Origin of the sequence: Dongia sp., assembly GCF_041918875.1 — a bacterium.
Lineage (GTDB): Bacteria > Pseudomonadota > Alphaproteobacteria > Dongiales > Dongiaceae > Dongia.
Genome location: NZ_JAYRUV010000001.1, coordinates 37083 through 52465 on the forward strand (window position 1 = coordinate 37083; position 15383 = coordinate 52465).

Here is a 15383-nt window from a genome sequence, read left to right on the forward strand (position 1 = left end):
ATGGCTGAATGACTGTCTGGAACGCTGGCGGGGCCTGGGCAAAGCTACGAAAATGGCGTGTCGTGGGCCGATTGTCGATAGTTTAGAGTGATTTACAGTCTCGCAGATGCCGCCAAGGGCCGAGTTTGACGGAAGCCTTTTCGGGCTGGTGAGTAAGGAACGAAGATGAAAGCTGTACGGCATACCCTCTCCAATAACTGCTTCCTGTGCGGTACCGAACTCGCTGTGCTTTCTGGCGAATATCGCACTTACCTGCGTCCGTTCGATGCGGTCGAGATCAGCCGCTACGGCTATTGCAGGCACTGTGATTTTGCACAATGCCTGAATCCCCTGGATGGCGAAGCCACCACAGCGTACTACGAAAACAATTATCAATTCAGACGTAAGGAGATTACTGCAACAGAGGCCCGGCACGTTTCCGAACAGGTCCGTATTGCCAGCGCGGCAATCTCCGAAAAGGTGGGGCCGAGCGTTCTGGAAGTTGGTCCCGATAATGGTTCTTTTCTGGCCATCATGCAGTCGGCGACCAACGCCGATTGCTATTACGACGAACTCAACCCTGACTCGATCAAGATCCTGAACTCCTATGGCTTCAAGCCGATTGCCGGCATGGGGCAGCAGCCAAAGTTCGATCTTATCGTCATTCGCCATGTGCTCGAGCATATCGCCAGTCCGACGGAATATGTGGCGAATGTCCTGAAGCAGCGCCTCAAGCCGGACGGTGTCATTTTTGTCGAAGTTCCGGACTATACTTATGTGCGGTCGGCCTGGAGCGACATCTTCCAGTTCGAGCATGTAAACTATTTTTCGCTGACCTCCATGCATGTGCTGTCCAAGAAAGCCGGCCTGACCATCGAGAGCGTCAGCTTCGCCCAAACCGCCGGCTACGCGACCTCGCCGAACCGAGTGATCAGAGTCTGCCTGAAGAATACAAGCGAGCCGACATCGAATGCTTTCGATATCTGGCAGAAGTTCCTGCGCGACCAGACCGAGACTTACAATGACTTCCGGGCACTGCTCGGCAACACGAAACGACTAGCTCTCTATGGTGCAGGGACGCACACCGTAAGCCTCCTGGCGAATTGTGATGATCCCTCGACCATCGCCGCTATCTACGATGCCGATCCGAACAAGATCGGCACCGTCCTCCTCGGCATCAAAGTGCAGCCGGCAGAAGCAGTCGATCAAAATGCCTTTGATAAACTCCTGGTGACCGTCGTCGGCTACGAGGCTGAAGTGATCCAGTTCCTGAAATCAAAGAACGTTCCAGACAGTAAGATCGTGAGTCTTTCCAAGCTCCTCAAAGAGGGTTCGGACAAATGAATTCAATGGCGAACAGTGAGTATCGTAAGGCTGGTCTCTATATCTCCAAAGGGGCCTTCAGCAAGAAAGCGGTGTCTGCGGTTTGTGATGTTCTCTATGATGCGCTTGCCAACAAAGAGAGCTTTCCCGGCATGTCGCTCGACGATCTGATCCTGCACAGGGAAAAGCAGGATCACAGTTTGGTTTATCAAGCTTCGCTCTGCGTCGGGTCCAGTCTGGCCGCCTACCAGCTTATGAGCGAACCAGGATTTGCCAATCTGCTGAGCGACTTGTCTGGGATCGAGCAGCGGCACATGCATTTCATGCCGCTGGCAATCCATATCCAGCTGCCCGGCGATACACGCTTCGACTACAAATGGCATCAGGAGAGCGTATTCTATCCGTGGTGTGAGGACGTGTTGTCCGTCTGGTTCCCGCTCCTGCGGCATACGCGTAAGGGCGATGGCACGATGGTCGTGATTCCGGGATCGCACGCCGACGGAAAGCGCGAGGCGCGTTCCTATTTCAGTTATGGAAGAATCCGTCAGATTGAACCCGATGTCACCGAGGTCGAAGCGGACGCTGAACTGCCGATCGAGATCGATGTGGGCGACGCCTGTGTTTTCGATGCCAATGCCGTGCATCGTACTGAACCGAACTCGGCTGCGTTGCCGAGGGTTTGCGGCATCATTCGCATTGCGAACTACAAGAGCATGAACAAGGTTCGTCCACTCTACAAAGCGCTCAGCATTAATGAAGCTGACGTTGTCGATCGAGCGGGGGAGAGTTGAAGCGAGCTATAGAACCTCATCCTGAGATTTAGCCCCATGTCTTGTGGCAAAGACTCATTGCGCGGCTTCATGGCAAGCTGCTTCAATAGACTCAGCCGCCCGGCGTCTGCCGGGCGGAAGCTTGCCCGCGCCGTCGAAAGTACCAGATCCAAGGATGGACAGATGTCGGTCCTATGCCTGGACAGGGCGCTGTTCAGCAAAGACCTCGACGTGCTGCGCGAGAGCACTGACATAAACTGGCTGAACATCAGTACGACAAAGCTCAAAAAAATCCAGGAACCATGGGTCGATCCCGAATACAGGCAGCAGACGCTCTTTTACAGACATTTGAAGTACGAGATGCGCCCGGAGAATCGCGACCGGTTGCTCACCTTTGCTCGGGCATTCCTGCAGGAGTGCCAGCGCTTGCATGGAATTTCCGCCGTCGTATCGGCAAATGTCGATTACTGGCAGGAGGAGTCGGTCAAAGTGGCTTGCCGGCAACTCAATATTCCGTTTCTTGTGCTTTGCCGGGAGAACTATGTCACCACGTTTACCGTCTCGTGGCTGATAAATCATTTCATTGTTGCTGAGTTCCAGTACGAAGGAGTCGGCCTCGCGGTATTCAGCGATTCGACGAAATGCGCCTTCCTGCAATCTGGGGCCGTCAAGCCTGCACAGATTAGTGTGACAGGTGCACCACGCTATGACCGCTGGAGGGAGATGCCGGCTTCCCCGCCGGCTCAAAGATACGTCACCCTGATCTCCTTTGCGGCACCTATATATCTGGCGCCGAACGTGTTCGCGGAAGTCGCAAATCTGTTCCAGCGCCTGGCTTTCGCCGAGAAGGAAGGTTTGATCTGGATTGTCAAGTGCAAGAAGGGTAACGAGCACGAAGGTATCAATCGCAGTTTTCCCGAACTGGAGAGGGCCGGCGTGCAGGTTTCCTGGGACATCGACTTGCCGGTCTTGCTCCAGAGTTCGCGTGTCGTCGTTGGCTACAACTCAATGGCGATTACCGAGGCGTTATTGACGGACGCACATATCGTCATACCGAATTGGGGCCAATGCATGCTTCGCTCTGACATGGTGCTTTTCGACCCAGCCGACGAACTAGTCAGAGAGTGTGTGACGTTTGCGTCTTCGCTGGAGGAAATGGAACGGCTGATCAAAGAAATGTCAGCGGCTCCCGTGGTATGTTCTCCGGAAAGGCGGAGGCGGCGGCACGAGCTTTTCTCCAGGCAGGTCTATCTTCCCGAAGACAAATCGAGCGCTGATTTGATTTCCACTTTCGTGAAATCGCATATCGGGCGGGCAAAAGCATGAGCGCAAGGGATAGCACCCTACTTAAAGCGCTAGTCGACGATCCCATCCATTCAATTGATGTCGGTGCCCGGGGCGGAATGCAGGACCACTGGCGCCCGTTTGCCGATCTCATGACGATTGACTTGTTCGAGCCCGATGTCGCCGCCTGCCAAGCACAGGCCAGGATTGCCGCTAAGAATGAATCCTGGTTTTCGCTGGCGCTTGGCGGTCATACCGGCACCGGCAAGCTCTACGTCCTGGCTAAACCGTCGGGCTCATCTCTTTTCCCCCCAAACGACGAACTCATGTCGAGATTTTCGCCACCAAGCTATGGGACATTGGCGCGGACAATCGATGTACCTCTGATCTCGCTGTCGGACTTCATCGACAAATATGAGCGACCGCTACCGAACCTTATCAAGCTGGATATCCAGGGGGCCGAACTGGATGTTCTGAAGGCAGCACGACCGGAGCATATGCGCAATCTGCTGGCCATTCAGACCGAAGTGGAGTTTGCCGAAATCTACCGCGGGCAGCCACTCTTCGCCGATCTGGACAGCTACTTGCAGGCGCAGGGCTTCACCTTGTTCGACATCCTGCCGGTGCGCTCCTATCGTTTCGAGGGGGAGAAATCGCACGCTTTGCTGCGGCGGCACCTGAACCTGGTCAAGAATCGGCGTGATATTTCCAGCCGCCTGATTGCCGGCGATGCCCTTTATCTGCGTGCGCCCGAATCCGTGCTGGCGAGCGGCGACGTTGCCGCTGTCCTGAAGCTCTTCATCATTCTGTTGCTCTACCGTTTTCTCGACGAGGCGCTGTGGCTCGCCGAGGCGAGCCGGGGGGCTGGGCTCATATCGGCTCGCGATGAAACCGATTTGATCGACCTGGTGAAATCGGCGGCACCCAGGCCGGGCTTGCTGCAGCGTGCCGATTGGCTGGGCAAGCTCGCCCGCAGGATCAGCCGCAAGACCGGCATCGGGCACGGCCGCAAGATCGATTACTGGCTCGATCGTTCCTGGGACTTCTGATCGGCCCGCTCGATCAATAACCCCAGAGATGCTGCAGGGCGACGGCGCCGGCCTGGCTGGTCGTGACGATCTGCGCGTTGAGATCGGCGTCGCCTGACTGCACCAGCAATGTCCCGTTTCCACTTTCGCCCAGATGCCCCGCGAGAGCGGGAAACAGCTCGTCGCACCAGACCATGCGCCAGGTAAATGCCGGGATGCTGACGCGGGCCTGGATGCGGGCGCCGTCATTGTTGATGACGATGATATCCGTCCGCGCCGTCCCGCGATAATTCAGCCGGCCGGAGCCGTTGGCCAGGACGATGCCCGTGCGCAGGTCGCGGTCGCAACGGACCCGGCCGAAGAGATTCGAACGGCCGACGATGGCCAACTGGTCGGTCAGCCAATGCGGGAAACCCGGAACGGCGGTGCCCAGATTGCGCCAGCAGGATTGGAATTCGGTGACGTCCTGGTCCAGGGTGCGGCGGTTGCGCACCAGCAGGTTCGCCATCGGCTTGAACCCTTTGTAGCGCAGGCCGCCGGCCAGCCAGTCGAAGCTGACCAGTGCCAGGCGCGCGCGCGGTGCCGCCGGATCGTTCCACAGGCGCAGCATGTCGTCGGTGAAGAGCGGGCCGGGCTTCTCCTTGGTAAATCGGAAATGCCCCAAATTAGCCCCTTCGGCATCGAAGAAATCGATCCTGAGATGCGGCTGCCGTGGATTGGCCGTATCGGATTCGTAGCCGAAAACCAAGTCGCTGTCGGCGGGCAGGATCGGGACTGCGTGCGGCTGCAGCAGGAAGCCGGCATCGTCGACGTTCCGATAGCGCGCCATTTCCTCGGCGTCGGCCGCAAGGTCGTCGCGATCGAGGATCGGGCAGCTGGCGTGATGATTGCCGGCGATGTTCGCCTGATGCCCGGCAGCCAGCGCATTGCCGTTTTCCAGCACGAACCAGTTCGAGCCCCCGAAGCCGCGATAGCGCCAGCCGAAAACCTGGTCCTCGCCCACATTGCCGCGGCGCAAGGTCGATTGATCGATGAAGAAATCGGTGTTGCGGGGCGATTTGCTGCTGGTCGCACCGGCAATCGCCTCGATCTCCTGCCCGGCAGGGGCCTTGCGATCGAAATTGGGGATGGTCAGGGCCATGGCCCCCTCGCGCACCAGCCAAGCCGGCGCGCGGAACTCGACCTTGCGGTCCGGGCTGCGGTTGAACTCATGCACGCTGTGCAGCGTCGTCAGGGAATCCTTCCAGAACACATCCGCGCACAGGCGCAGGCGGTAGTGGCGGTCGCGCGTCAGTACCGGATGCTCGACGAAGGCGGCAAGGCTCACCGGATAGCGCCGCTCCTTGAAATGGTCGCTGAGGCGGATGACATGCGACTGGTTCGGCTCGAGGATGCGGTAATACCGCTTCACTTCCGGGCCGTGATAGACCTCGATGCGGAACTGCAGGGCATCCTTGACGCCGAAGAATTCCTGGAAGTGGTTGAACAGCAGCCCTTCGACCTCGTCGGCTTCCCGCGGGGCGCTCAAGGTGCCGCCGCAATATTCGAAACCGCTGCCGACCCAGAGGACCGGCTTGGCGACATCGCTGGCCGCCATCAGCCGCAGCGCCTGCCGATAGCGCGCCGGCAAATCGGTGCCGGCGCAGATGGCGGCGTCGGCGGCGCGCCAATCCTGATCCTCGGCATAGCCGGCGCCGGCCTTGACGTCGGCAAGCGCGTGGCTGACCCACAGCAGCGCTACCCCCGGCAATTCGACCTTGGCGCTGGCGAACGCCGCGGCATCGCCATGCAGCAGGACATGCCGGGCGCCGAGTTCGCCGATGCGGCCCCGCACCGTCGCCCAATCGCTGTCCAGCCTGGTCCCCTGACCGTCCTTCAGCCCACCGGGAGCGGTCTTGGCCTTGGCCCCCTTCTTCTTCGATTTGGGGAACAGGTTTTCAAGCAATGACAGCATGTTGGCCCTATTTATGGCGGGTTATGCGAGGCGCGGTGCAATAGTAGTGGATGGTGCTCCCTGGCGCCAGTAGCGACGGGAGTGAAAACCATAAAATCAACATGGCTTCTTGTCGCGCCCATGCGGCAAATATCCCTTGACCCCGATGTTGCGGCACGGTCGTGTGTCGGCGGGCAAAAATGGCCCGTTTCGGATAGTCGGAAATGGGGGGATCGGCATGGCGGTGGAATTGGGGCGGTCGGGGCTGAAGGTCTCGCGCCTCTGCTTTGGCGGCAATGTGTTCGGTTGGACGGTCGATACCGCCGCCTCGCACCGGCTGCTCGACGGGTTCGTCGATGCGGGGTTCAATTTCATCGATACCGCCGACGTCTATTCCAAATGGCATGAGGGCAATAAAGGCGGAGAATCCGAGACCATCATCGGTAGCTGGCTGAAGAGCCGCGACAATCGCGGCAAGGTCGTGATCGCGACCAAGGTGGGCTCGGATATGGGCGGCGGCGAGAAGGGACTTTCGAAAGCCTATATCGCGCGCGCCGTCGAGCGCTCGCTGCAGCGACTTCAGACGGACTATATCGATCTCTATCAGTCACATTGGGACGATCCCGCGACGCCGGTCGAAGAAACGCTTTCGGCTTATGCCGACCTCATCAAGGCCGGCAAGGTGCGCGCCGTCGGCGCCTCCAATTTCAGCCCGGCCCGTCTCACCGCGGCGCTGACGGCACACCGGCGCGACGGGCTGCCGCGTTATGAAAGCCTGCAGCCGGAGTATAATCTGTGCGAACGCGCGGGCTTCGAGGCCGAGCTGGCGGCTATCTGCACCGAACACCGGATCGGCGTCATGACCTATTTCTCCCTGGCCGGCGGTTTCCTCACCGGCAAGTACCGCAGCAAGGCCGACCTCGGCAAAAGCGCGCGCGGCGGCGATGTCGAAAAATACCTGGACGCGCGCGGCCAGCGCATCCTTGCAGCGCTCGACGAAGTGGCGGCGCAGTACCGGGCCAACCCGGCGCGGGTGGCGATCGCCTGGCTGCTGGCAAAACCGGTTGTGACGGCGCCGATAGCCAGCGCCACGTCGCCGGCGCAATTGGTCGAACTGGTTGCGGCCGCTTCCCTGGAGCTCAGTCCCGATGCCGTTGCCAGACTCGACGATGCCAGCGCGCCGATCGCGGCTGCCTGATTTCGCTAAAGACGCATTGACCCCGGCGCAGGATGCCAACATTGTGGATTTCCCCTTTCCCTTAGGATCCCCGATGGCGGATTGGCGCGAGACCTGTCACCCGGATATTCGCCTGGTTTTCGACTATTGGCAGCGCAAATGCGCCGGTCGCCGGATGCCGTCGCGGGCCGACATCGATCCCGGCGACCTGCGCCGCTTCCTGCCGCAGATTACCCTGGTGGACGTGGTCGACGACACGCGGCGGTATGTCTATCGGCTGGTCGGCACCAGGGAAGTCGAATTGCGCGGTTACGATCCGACAGGTAAGGCGGTCGCCGAAGCCTTCTTCGCCAGCTCGGCGGAGGAGGCGATCAGATATTACGATGCCGTCTCCAAGACGCAGGCACCTCGTTATGTGGCCGACCCGTTCCAGGCCGTGGATCGATTTATCGGCGAGGAGGATCTGTTCCTGCCTCTGTCGAACGATGGCGAGACGGTCAACATGATCATGGTATTCTCGATCAGCCGGGATCTCTTCCAATCAGGAGACCGGCAAGCTTGACGGAGACGCGATTGGAATGGATGTCGACCTGCCATCCCGATATCCGTTTGATGCTGGATTATTGGCGTGCCAAATGCGCCGGGCGGCCGATGCCGTCGCGGAGCGATATCGATCCGGCCGAAATCCGACTCTATCTTCCCTATGTGACGCTCGTCGATGTCGTCGAGGATGAAAGGCGCTTCGTCTACCGGTTGGTCGGTACGATGGAGGTCGCCCTGCGCGGTCGCGATCCGACCGGTCAATCGATTGTCGAAGCGTTCTTCGGCCGCTCGGTCGAATCCGTGCTGGAGAAGTATGAGACGGTGTGCCGGACCCGCGCACCGTTTTACGAGGTCGACGATTTCCAGGTGGTCGACCGCTACGTCAATGAAGAGAATCTCTTCGTGCCGCTCTCCGACGACGGCGAAACCGTCAACAAGGTCCTGGTCTTTTCGATCAACCGCGATCTCTACGCGGTCTCGACCCCCTAGGCGGCGAAACGGGCGAGCATGTCGGCCAGCAGGTTGAACTCGACCGACCGCGGTGTCGTCGGGCGCCAGACCAGGGCTATGCCGCGCGCCGGCGCGCTGGCGGCAAGAGGCCGTGTCACAAGGCCGGTGCCACCCAGGAGGCCCGCATCGACCGCCATCTTCGGGAGCAAGGTCACGCCCAGCTTGTTGGCCACCATCTGCACCAAGGTGGGCAGGCTGGTGGCGCGGAAATCGTCGCGGTGGCGGCTGGGTTCAAGCCGACAGGCGGCCAGGGCATGCTCGCGCAGGCAATGCCCTTCATCCAGCAACAGCAGGCGGTCTTCGGGGATCTTGTCGAGCTCGAGGCTCTGCGCCTTCGCCAGCGGATCGTCCGCCCGGCAAGCCAGTTGGAAGGGATCGTGGCCGAGTTCGCGCATTTCGAGTTCGTCGGTCTGGAACGGGAGCGCGATGAGTGCCACATCTATATCGCCGTCGCCCAGCGCCTCCAGCAGACGCGCCGTCAGATCCTCGCGCAGGTAAAGGCGCAGATTGGGATAGGTCTGGCGCAGCGGCGGCAGGACGCGCGGCAGCAGATAGGGGCCGATCGTCGGAATGACGCCCAGGCGCAAGGCACCCGAAAGCGGATCCTTCGAGGCATGGGCGAGATCGGCGATGTCTTCCGCCTCGCGCAGCACGATGCGGGCGCGGGCGACGATGGCCTCGCCCAGCGGGGTCAGCATGACCCGGCGCTTGGACCGTTCCACCAGCTTCACGTCGAGCAGGTTTTCCAGCTCCTGCAGCCCGGCGGAGAGGGTCGATTGCGTGGCAAAGCAGGCCTCGGCGGCGCGGCCGAAATGCTTATGCTCGGCCAGCGCCACCAGATAGCGCAGCTGGCGCAGGGTCGGGAGAGCGCGCATTGATCGATCCTGTCGATTATTCGACGTAGAATAACAAATCGGATCGATTAATCAACGAAGCCTATTCTTCCTTGACCGTGCCGCCGCGGGCATTGGACCAGCCTTCGGGATCGTCGAGGAAGGCGCGGATCTTGGCCGTTTCGCTGGCATCAAGGCGCCCGGTATCGTGCGCGGCCTCCAGCACGTCCCACCAGGTGGCAAGACCGTGCAGCCGGACGCCCAGATCGCCCAGGGTCTTCAGCGATTGCGGAAAGATGCCGTAATGGAACACGACCAGCGCATCGGCGACCTTGCACTCGGCCTGGCGGATGGCGTTGATGAAATTCACCTTGGAGCCGCCATCGGTGGCGAGATCCTCGACCAGGAGGGTGCGGGCACCCGGCTGCATGTCGCCCTCGATCTGGGCGCCGCGGCCGAAGCCTTTGGGCTTCTTGCGGATATAGGCCATGGGCAGGCCCAGTTTGTCGGCGAGCCAGGCCGCGTAGGGAATCCCCGCGGTCTCGCCGCCGGCCACCACGTCGAGGCTTTCAAAGCCAATCTCGCGCCCGACCAGGTCGGCCGCCAGTTCGATCACCTTGGCCCGCGCGCGGGGGAAGGCGATGATCTTGCGGCAATCGATATAGACCGGGCTCTTGCGACCCGAGGTCAGGGTGAAGGGCTCGTCCGGGCGGAAATGCACGGCGGCGATCTCCAGCAGGACTCGCGCCACGATCGGCCCGGAAAGGCTTGAAGAACCAGATGTTTGTGCCATTGCCCCCCGCCCACTGCCGCTTGCCCCCTTGGCCAGCGTGTCGGGGCTGGTTTTAGCAGAGCGGGACCGATCCGCAAGGGGCTGCCGACATCAGGTCCCCCGGTTCAGCTTCAGATCGGGCCGCACGGCGAAGAGAGCATCGCGCAGCATCGGCGCCAGGCTGCGTATATAGCCCGTCGTGATGTGATGGAGGTCGCGATAGACCAGCATGTTGCCCATGACGGCAAAACAGGTGCGCTCGTCGCAGAAGAAGCGGTTGAGGTCGATGAAGGCGACATTGTCCGGCTTGGCGGGCAGCGTCTCCAGCGGGCTTGTTCCGGCCAGCAGGGCGGCGCGGGGGCGGTCGCAGGCTTCCGGGTCGTCCGGATGGGCAGCGACGCAATCGGGCACCTGGAACAGCATCCAGGGCGTATCGCGGATGGCGACGATGCTGACGCCCTGGCGCCCCATGTCCGCCCAGGCATCGACAAAGCCCGGCGGGATATCTTCGATGAGCGGCCCCTCGCCGGCAGCATCGCCTTCCTCGTCGCGGGCGACATGGGTGGCGGTGGTGAAAATCGCATCTGGCCTGTCCCTGGCGAGCTGGGCACGCATTTTCGCGTTCCAGGAATCGCAGGAAGGCGATTGCGGTGCGTTGGATAGCAGGCAGGAACTCTTGGTATAGGTGACCAGGCGCCACCCTTGCTCCTCGGCCAGGAGTTCGAGTGCTGGTAGCCACTGCAAGGAATGCGATCCACCGACGATGGCGATCGTCTTGCGCGGACGGGCGGCGCCATAGGTGCAGGTCAGCACCTCATCCTCCAGCAGATTCTGCTGGCAATTGTCGGCATAGGCGGCGGGCAGGTCGTTCTTGACCGCGAACGGACCCGGATGGATCGGCGTTCCCGGCGTCAGGACAACGGGCGCTGCGCTCAACAAGGTCGCAGCCCCCGGATATAGGGGATCGCCAAGGGCGATGACGCGCTTCTGCTCCGGCTCGACCTCGTGGATATAGAGGCGCAGGCCGGCCGCCACGATCATGGCGGGCGCGATGGTGGCCGCGCCAATGGCAAAAGCGCGCCAGGGCCGGTAGTCCCCGGACCTGGCGGCCGTCTTGGCCGCGCGGATCGGCTGTTCGACGAATTTCGTCGTGAGAAAAGCGAGGATAAGCGCGCTGCCGAGAACCAGGCACCCGCCGCCAAGGCCCGCCTCGGTCCTTTCCGCGATCAGCAGATAGAACACCAGGACCGGCCAGTGCCACAGATAGAGGGCGTAAGAGATATTGCCGAGAGCGACCAGGGGCCTGGTCCCCAGCACCCGTTCGACGCCCATCTGACTGCCGCTGTTGCCGGCGATGAGGACCAGGCCCGCGCCCAGGGTCGGCCACAGCGCGGCATATCCCGGGAAAATAGTCGACACCTGCAGGACGAATCCGCAGCTGATCACGGCGGCGATGCCGAGCCATCCGGCCATCACCCGCCAAGGCGAGGGAAGGGCGATCATGGGCATGCCAACGGCAAGGAGGCCGCCGATGGCGAACTCCCAGAACCGGGTGAAGGTGTTGAAATAGGCGGCCGGCTGATTGTCGGCCGTGGCGTAGACGGAATAGCCGAGCGACAGCAGGAAGACGCCGCCGAGGAGGATGAGGGCTACACGCCGCAGCGACATGGAAAAGAGCCTTGCCGCCGGCCTTGTCAGCAGCAGCAGAAAGGGCCAGGCGATGTAGAACTGGCCCTGCACCGCCAGCGCCCAGAAATGCTGCAGCGGGGAGGGGGCCTCGTCCCTGGCCAGGTAATCGACCGACATGCGCATCAATTGCCAGTTTTCGAGATAGAGGGCGCTGGCGATGAGTTCGGTCGTCGTCGCCTTCCAGCGCGTCTGCGGCAGCCACAGGAGGACCGCGCAGACGATGGCAAGAAGGACCAGGGCGGCGACGGGCACCAGTCTTTTGGCCAGCCCACTCCAGAAACGCAGCAGGTCGATGCCATTCGATTTTTCCATCTGGCGATAGAGCGAGCCGGTGATGAGGAAGCCGGAAACGACGAAGAAGACATCGACGCCGCCGGAAACGCGCCCCATCCAGATATGGAAAATGGCGACGAGGAAGGCGCCGATCGTGCGCACTCCCTGGATCTCCGGTCGGAACTGGCGATCGGGGCTCGAAACCGTGCGTTGCATCAGGTGCTTCTTGTCTCCGGCAATATCGGAAGGGCACGCGGGCCGACAAATGCCTGAATCTGGTCGCGTGCCCAAATCCGCGCGAATGCATAAAACCATCGGAACAGATGGGTGCGACGGTAAGGCGGCCGCCGCGGATTTGTCCTGGGACAAATCTGCTACAGCCGGGCCGATTGTCCGACTATGGGATCAGCCAAGGTTTTCAGCGGCCGCGATTGCCGGGCTGACGGTCCTGGCCGGGCTTGCCCGGTTTATGGCTGGCCGGCTTCTTGCCGTGCCGTTCTCCCGGACGCCGCCGGTTCTTTCCCTTGGGCTTGTCCTGCGGTGCCAGGGCCGGACGCGGCGCCTGCATCTGGTAGACCTGCACGCCTTCGCCCAGATGCGGATTGTTGGCCTGGCGGACCTGCGCCGCCGCTTCGTCGTAGAGGAAGGGCAGATAGGCGAAGCGCTGGCCGCGCACGATCGGCAGCGCTTCATGCAGGAGCGAGCAGGAGAAGACGATTGCCCCGCCGGTCGGCGCCCGGTAGGTGGCGCGGCCGAATTCCGGAAACATCAGATCGCCGCCGACATATTCCTCGGCATTGAGGTTGACGGTGACGGCGAAACGCCGATGCGCGGTGCCCTTGGTGGTGTTGTCGCGATGGGGGCGGAAATAGCCGCCGCTCTGGTCGTAGCAGGCGACGATGTGACGCTCCATGCGGGTGACCTCGAAAGCGAAAGCCTTCCTGATTTCAGGGATGAGGCGGCGGCGGATGCGTTCCTGCGCGGCTTCGATCAGGCCGCGGTCGTTGATGCTCCAATCGCTACGCCGCTTATGGCGATGGTCGTGCTGTTGCACGGTCTTGCCGTCGCGCTCGACCATGAATCCGGACTCCGCCGGATTGCCGTTCCGATAGCCTTCGATCAAACGCTGGCAGAGATCGCGTTCGAACAGGTTGGGCACCACCAGGACGGGGGCCTGCATCTGGCTGGGCCGCGGGGCGCCCAGCTTGGGCAGGCGCTTTAGCACCTGCAGGACGGAATCAGCCTGGAGGCGGCCATCATTCGTGGCGAAAATGCCGAGGACGCGCAGATTGGGGTCGAGCAGAAAGGTAACCGGCTGCAGGGCAGTGGCCGGCGTTTCAGCCTGGAGGAGGTTGTAACGCTGCGCCACCTTGCGCTCGGCATCCCAGAAAATGTCGATGCCGGGCCGCTTCATGGTGAGTTCGGCATTGTCGCGGTCGGCGGGATCGATGGATATGCCGAAGCAGTAGAAATCGGGATCGGTAAAGACATCCTTGGCGGCGATGAAGCTCTCGATCAACGCCTTGCCAACGGGGTGCGTGGTCGAGCCGAAGAAACTCAGCACGACATAGCGCCCGGCCGCGGTCGAAAAATCGAAAGCCGGATTGACGTTGCTGGCGCAGGCGAACCAGGGTGCCGGATCGCCGACGAGCAATCGGGAATCGACGATTCGCGCGGCGCTGGGCTGGCCGAGGGTCAGAGTGGGCTTGCCGGTGCTCATGATGTGAAACTGCTTCGCTGCCTTCTTGCCGCCGAGATTTCATCCCGGCCGGCGCCACCATGCTGGAATCGCCCTGCTTCGGCAAGCCGCCTCGTGTGAAAGTTAACCATAAGGGGCTGACGCAGTCACCGCGGTCGACTAGGCTGCGCCGCAGCAATCGACCGCCAATGGGGACATGAATCGATGACGACCGATACCATTCGCCTGGAGCGCCGGGAAGCGATCGCGATCCTGTCGCTGAACCGGCCGGAGAAACGCAACGCGCTCAACGCGGAAATCTGGCGCGGGCTGGCGGCCCAGCTCAAGGCGCTGCGCGGGCAGGCAGATCTGCGCTGTGTCGTGCTGACCGGCCTTGGCGGCCATTTCGCGGCCGGTGCCGACATGGCCGAATTCGCCGCCCTGCGCGCGACGCCGCGGGGTGCCCGCGATTATGGCGAAATGATGCTGGACGCATTGTGGACCTTGCGCGACCTGTCTCTGCCCACAGTGGCGCGCATCGAGGGAAACTGCCTGGGCGGCGGGCTCGAACTGGCCGCCATGTGCGATCTGAGGATCGCCGCCGAGGATGCCAAATTCGGCATTCCCATCCAGCGCGTCGGCATCACGATGCCCTATCCGGAACTGGCGGCGCTGGTCGATCTGATCGGCCGGCCGGCCATGCTGGAGATGTTGCTGACCGGCGATATCTTCGACGCCGCCTGGGCCTGGCGCCAAGGGCTGGTGACGCGCTGCGTGCCGGCGGACCTGCTGGATGCGAGCGTGGCGGAGCTGTGCTCCCGCCTTTCGGCCGGATCGCCGGTCAGCCACCGCAATCACAAGAAGTTCACCCAGCGCTGCCTGGAGAGGCGCCCGCTCGGCGCCGAGGAGATCGCCGAAAGCTATGCCGCCGTCGATAGTGCCGACTATATCGAAGGAATTGCCGCATTCCTGGAAAAGCGGCGGCCTCAATTCCGGGGCGCCTGAGCGGTGCTTCACGGTCGGGTGATCTGGAACGTAAATTCGACAGGAATGTTAGACAGCTGTCAGAAAAGGGCGTTAAGATTGAATTCAGGGATGCGGTGAGAGGGCGGCCAATGGTCCCCTCCAAGGACGGGAGAGGCTCATGGCCACAAAATGGGCGGGGCGGGGCGAACAGGTTCGCGGCGTCACCACGGAGAAGACCTTCCGCGATGGCGTAAAGATGACATTCGCGGAATTCTGGCGCCTCTATCTCGACGTTCATCGCAATCCGCTGACGCGCGGCATGCATTATTCGGCCACCGTGGTCGGCATCCTGGCAACGCTCATGGCGATCTACCACCAGCAGCCATGGTTCTGTGCGGCAGGCATCGCCTTCGCCGTGGTGATGGCGGTAACCTCGCATTGGTGGGTCGAGCACAATCAGCCGCTCATCCGCGTCAACGCCTTCTACGGCGCGCTGGCCGATCTGCGGATGTGCTGGCTGGCGCTGACTGGTGGAATCGTGGCCGAATATACCCGGCTGGGGCTTGGCGCTCCGGCACCCCGTCCGCACCGCCAGCCGGCCGAATAGCCCGTCCGGGCGCCGGAC

14 protein-coding genes are annotated in these 15383 nt (G+C 61.8%); 9 read left to right on the forward strand and 5 right to left on the reverse strand.

Going from position 1 to position 15383, the window contains the following annotated elements; translation table 11 throughout:
• Positions 1 to 165 precede the first annotated feature (165 nt).
• The 4 genes from ACE3TY_RS00170 (at position 166) to ACE3TY_RS00185 (ending at position 4405) form a co-directional block, all read left to right on the forward strand.
• Entirely contained in the window at positions 166 to 1323 is a 1158-nt protein-coding gene (locus tag ACE3TY_RS00170) for a methyltransferase domain-containing protein (protein WP_374649743.1), read from the forward strand.
• Positions 1320 to 2093, forward strand: a complete 774-nt coding sequence (locus tag ACE3TY_RS00175) for a phytanoyl-CoA dioxygenase family protein (protein ID WP_374649745.1) — start codon at positions 1320 to 1322, stop codon at positions 2091 to 2093. Before ACE3TY_RS00170 ends, ACE3TY_RS00175 begins: the two co-directional genes overlap by 4 nt.
• Positions 2094 to 2255: 162 nt before the next feature.
• On the forward strand, positions 2256 to 3398 hold the full coding sequence (locus ACE3TY_RS00180) for a hypothetical protein (protein WP_374649747.1): 1143 nt from the start codon (positions 2256 to 2258) through the stop codon (positions 3396 to 3398).
• Positions 3395 to 4405 carry an FkbM family methyltransferase gene (locus tag ACE3TY_RS00185; protein ID WP_374649748.1) on the forward strand — a complete coding sequence of 337 codons (1011 nt, stop codon included), beginning with the start codon at positions 3395 to 3397 and terminating at the stop codon, positions 4403 to 4405. The genes ACE3TY_RS00180 and ACE3TY_RS00185 overlap by 4 nt, the downstream gene beginning before the upstream one ends.
• 13 nt (positions 4406 to 4418) lie before the next feature.
• Here the strand turns inward: ACE3TY_RS00185 and ACE3TY_RS00190 are convergent, their stop codons facing one another.
• The gene (locus ACE3TY_RS00190; protein WP_374649750.1) at positions 4419 to 6338 is read right to left on the reverse strand and encodes a hypothetical protein; all 1920 of its coding nucleotides are present in this window, start codon (positions 6336 to 6338) and stop codon (positions 4419 to 4421) included.
• Positions 6339 to 6555: 217 nt separating this feature from the next.
• Here ACE3TY_RS00190 and ACE3TY_RS00195 point away from each other — a divergent pair, with 217 nt between their 5' ends.
• From ACE3TY_RS00195 to ACE3TY_RS00205, 3 genes are all read left to right on the forward strand, one after another.
• Complete coding sequence (locus ACE3TY_RS00195) at positions 6556 to 7515, forward strand: aldo/keto reductase (protein ID WP_374649752.1); 960 nt, start codon at positions 6556 to 6558, stop codon at positions 7513 to 7515.
• Between the two features lie 73 nt (positions 7516 to 7588).
• The gene (locus tag ACE3TY_RS00200; protein WP_374649754.1) at positions 7589 to 8056 is read left to right on the forward strand and encodes a PAS domain-containing protein; all 468 of its coding nucleotides are present in this window, start codon (positions 7589 to 7591) and stop codon (positions 8054 to 8056) included.
• Positions 8053 to 8526, forward strand: coding sequence for a PAS domain-containing protein (locus ACE3TY_RS00205; protein ID WP_374649756.1), 474 nt, complete (start codon positions 8053 to 8055; stop codon positions 8524 to 8526). Before ACE3TY_RS00200 ends, ACE3TY_RS00205 begins: the two co-directional genes overlap by 4 nt.
• On the opposite strand, the gene ACE3TY_RS00210 is transcribed toward ACE3TY_RS00205, so the two are convergent.
• From ACE3TY_RS00210 to ACE3TY_RS00225, 4 genes are all read right to left on the reverse strand, one after another.
• Positions 8523 to 9422 (reverse strand): LysR substrate-binding domain-containing protein, encoded by a 900-nt coding sequence (locus ACE3TY_RS00210; RefSeq protein ID WP_374649758.1) that lies wholly within the window; start codon positions 9420 to 9422, stop codon positions 8523 to 8525. The two genes, ACE3TY_RS00205 and ACE3TY_RS00210, sit on opposite strands and share 4 nt — an antisense overlap.
• Before the next feature lie 61 nt (positions 9423 to 9483).
• Entirely contained in the window at positions 9484 to 10173 is a 690-nt protein-coding gene (locus ACE3TY_RS00215) for an orotate phosphoribosyltransferase (protein WP_374649760.1), read from the reverse strand.
• Positions 10174 to 10263: 90 nt separating this feature from the next.
• On the reverse strand, positions 10264 to 12330 hold the full coding sequence (locus ACE3TY_RS00220; RefSeq protein WP_374649762.1) for an acyltransferase family protein: 2067 nt from the start codon (positions 12328 to 12330) through the stop codon (positions 10264 to 10266).
• Between the two features lie 202 nt (positions 12331 to 12532).
• Positions 12533 to 13834, reverse strand: coding sequence for a redoxin domain-containing protein (locus tag ACE3TY_RS00225; RefSeq protein ID WP_374649764.1), 1302 nt, complete (start codon positions 13832 to 13834; stop codon positions 12533 to 12535).
• Between the two features lie 183 nt (positions 13835 to 14017).
• On the opposite strand from ACE3TY_RS00225, the gene ACE3TY_RS00230 reads away from it, so the two are divergent.
• Positions 14018 to 14797, forward strand: coding sequence for an enoyl-CoA hydratase/isomerase family protein (locus ACE3TY_RS00230; RefSeq protein ID WP_374649766.1), 780 nt, complete (start codon positions 14018 to 14020; stop codon positions 14795 to 14797).
• A gap of 139 nt (positions 14798 to 14936) precedes the next feature.
• Positions 14937 to 15365 carry an Mpo1-like protein gene (locus tag ACE3TY_RS00235; protein ID WP_374649768.1) on the forward strand — a complete coding sequence of 143 codons (429 nt, stop codon included), beginning with the start codon at positions 14937 to 14939 and terminating at the stop codon, positions 15363 to 15365.
• Positions 15366 to 15383: the final 18 nt, after the last annotated feature.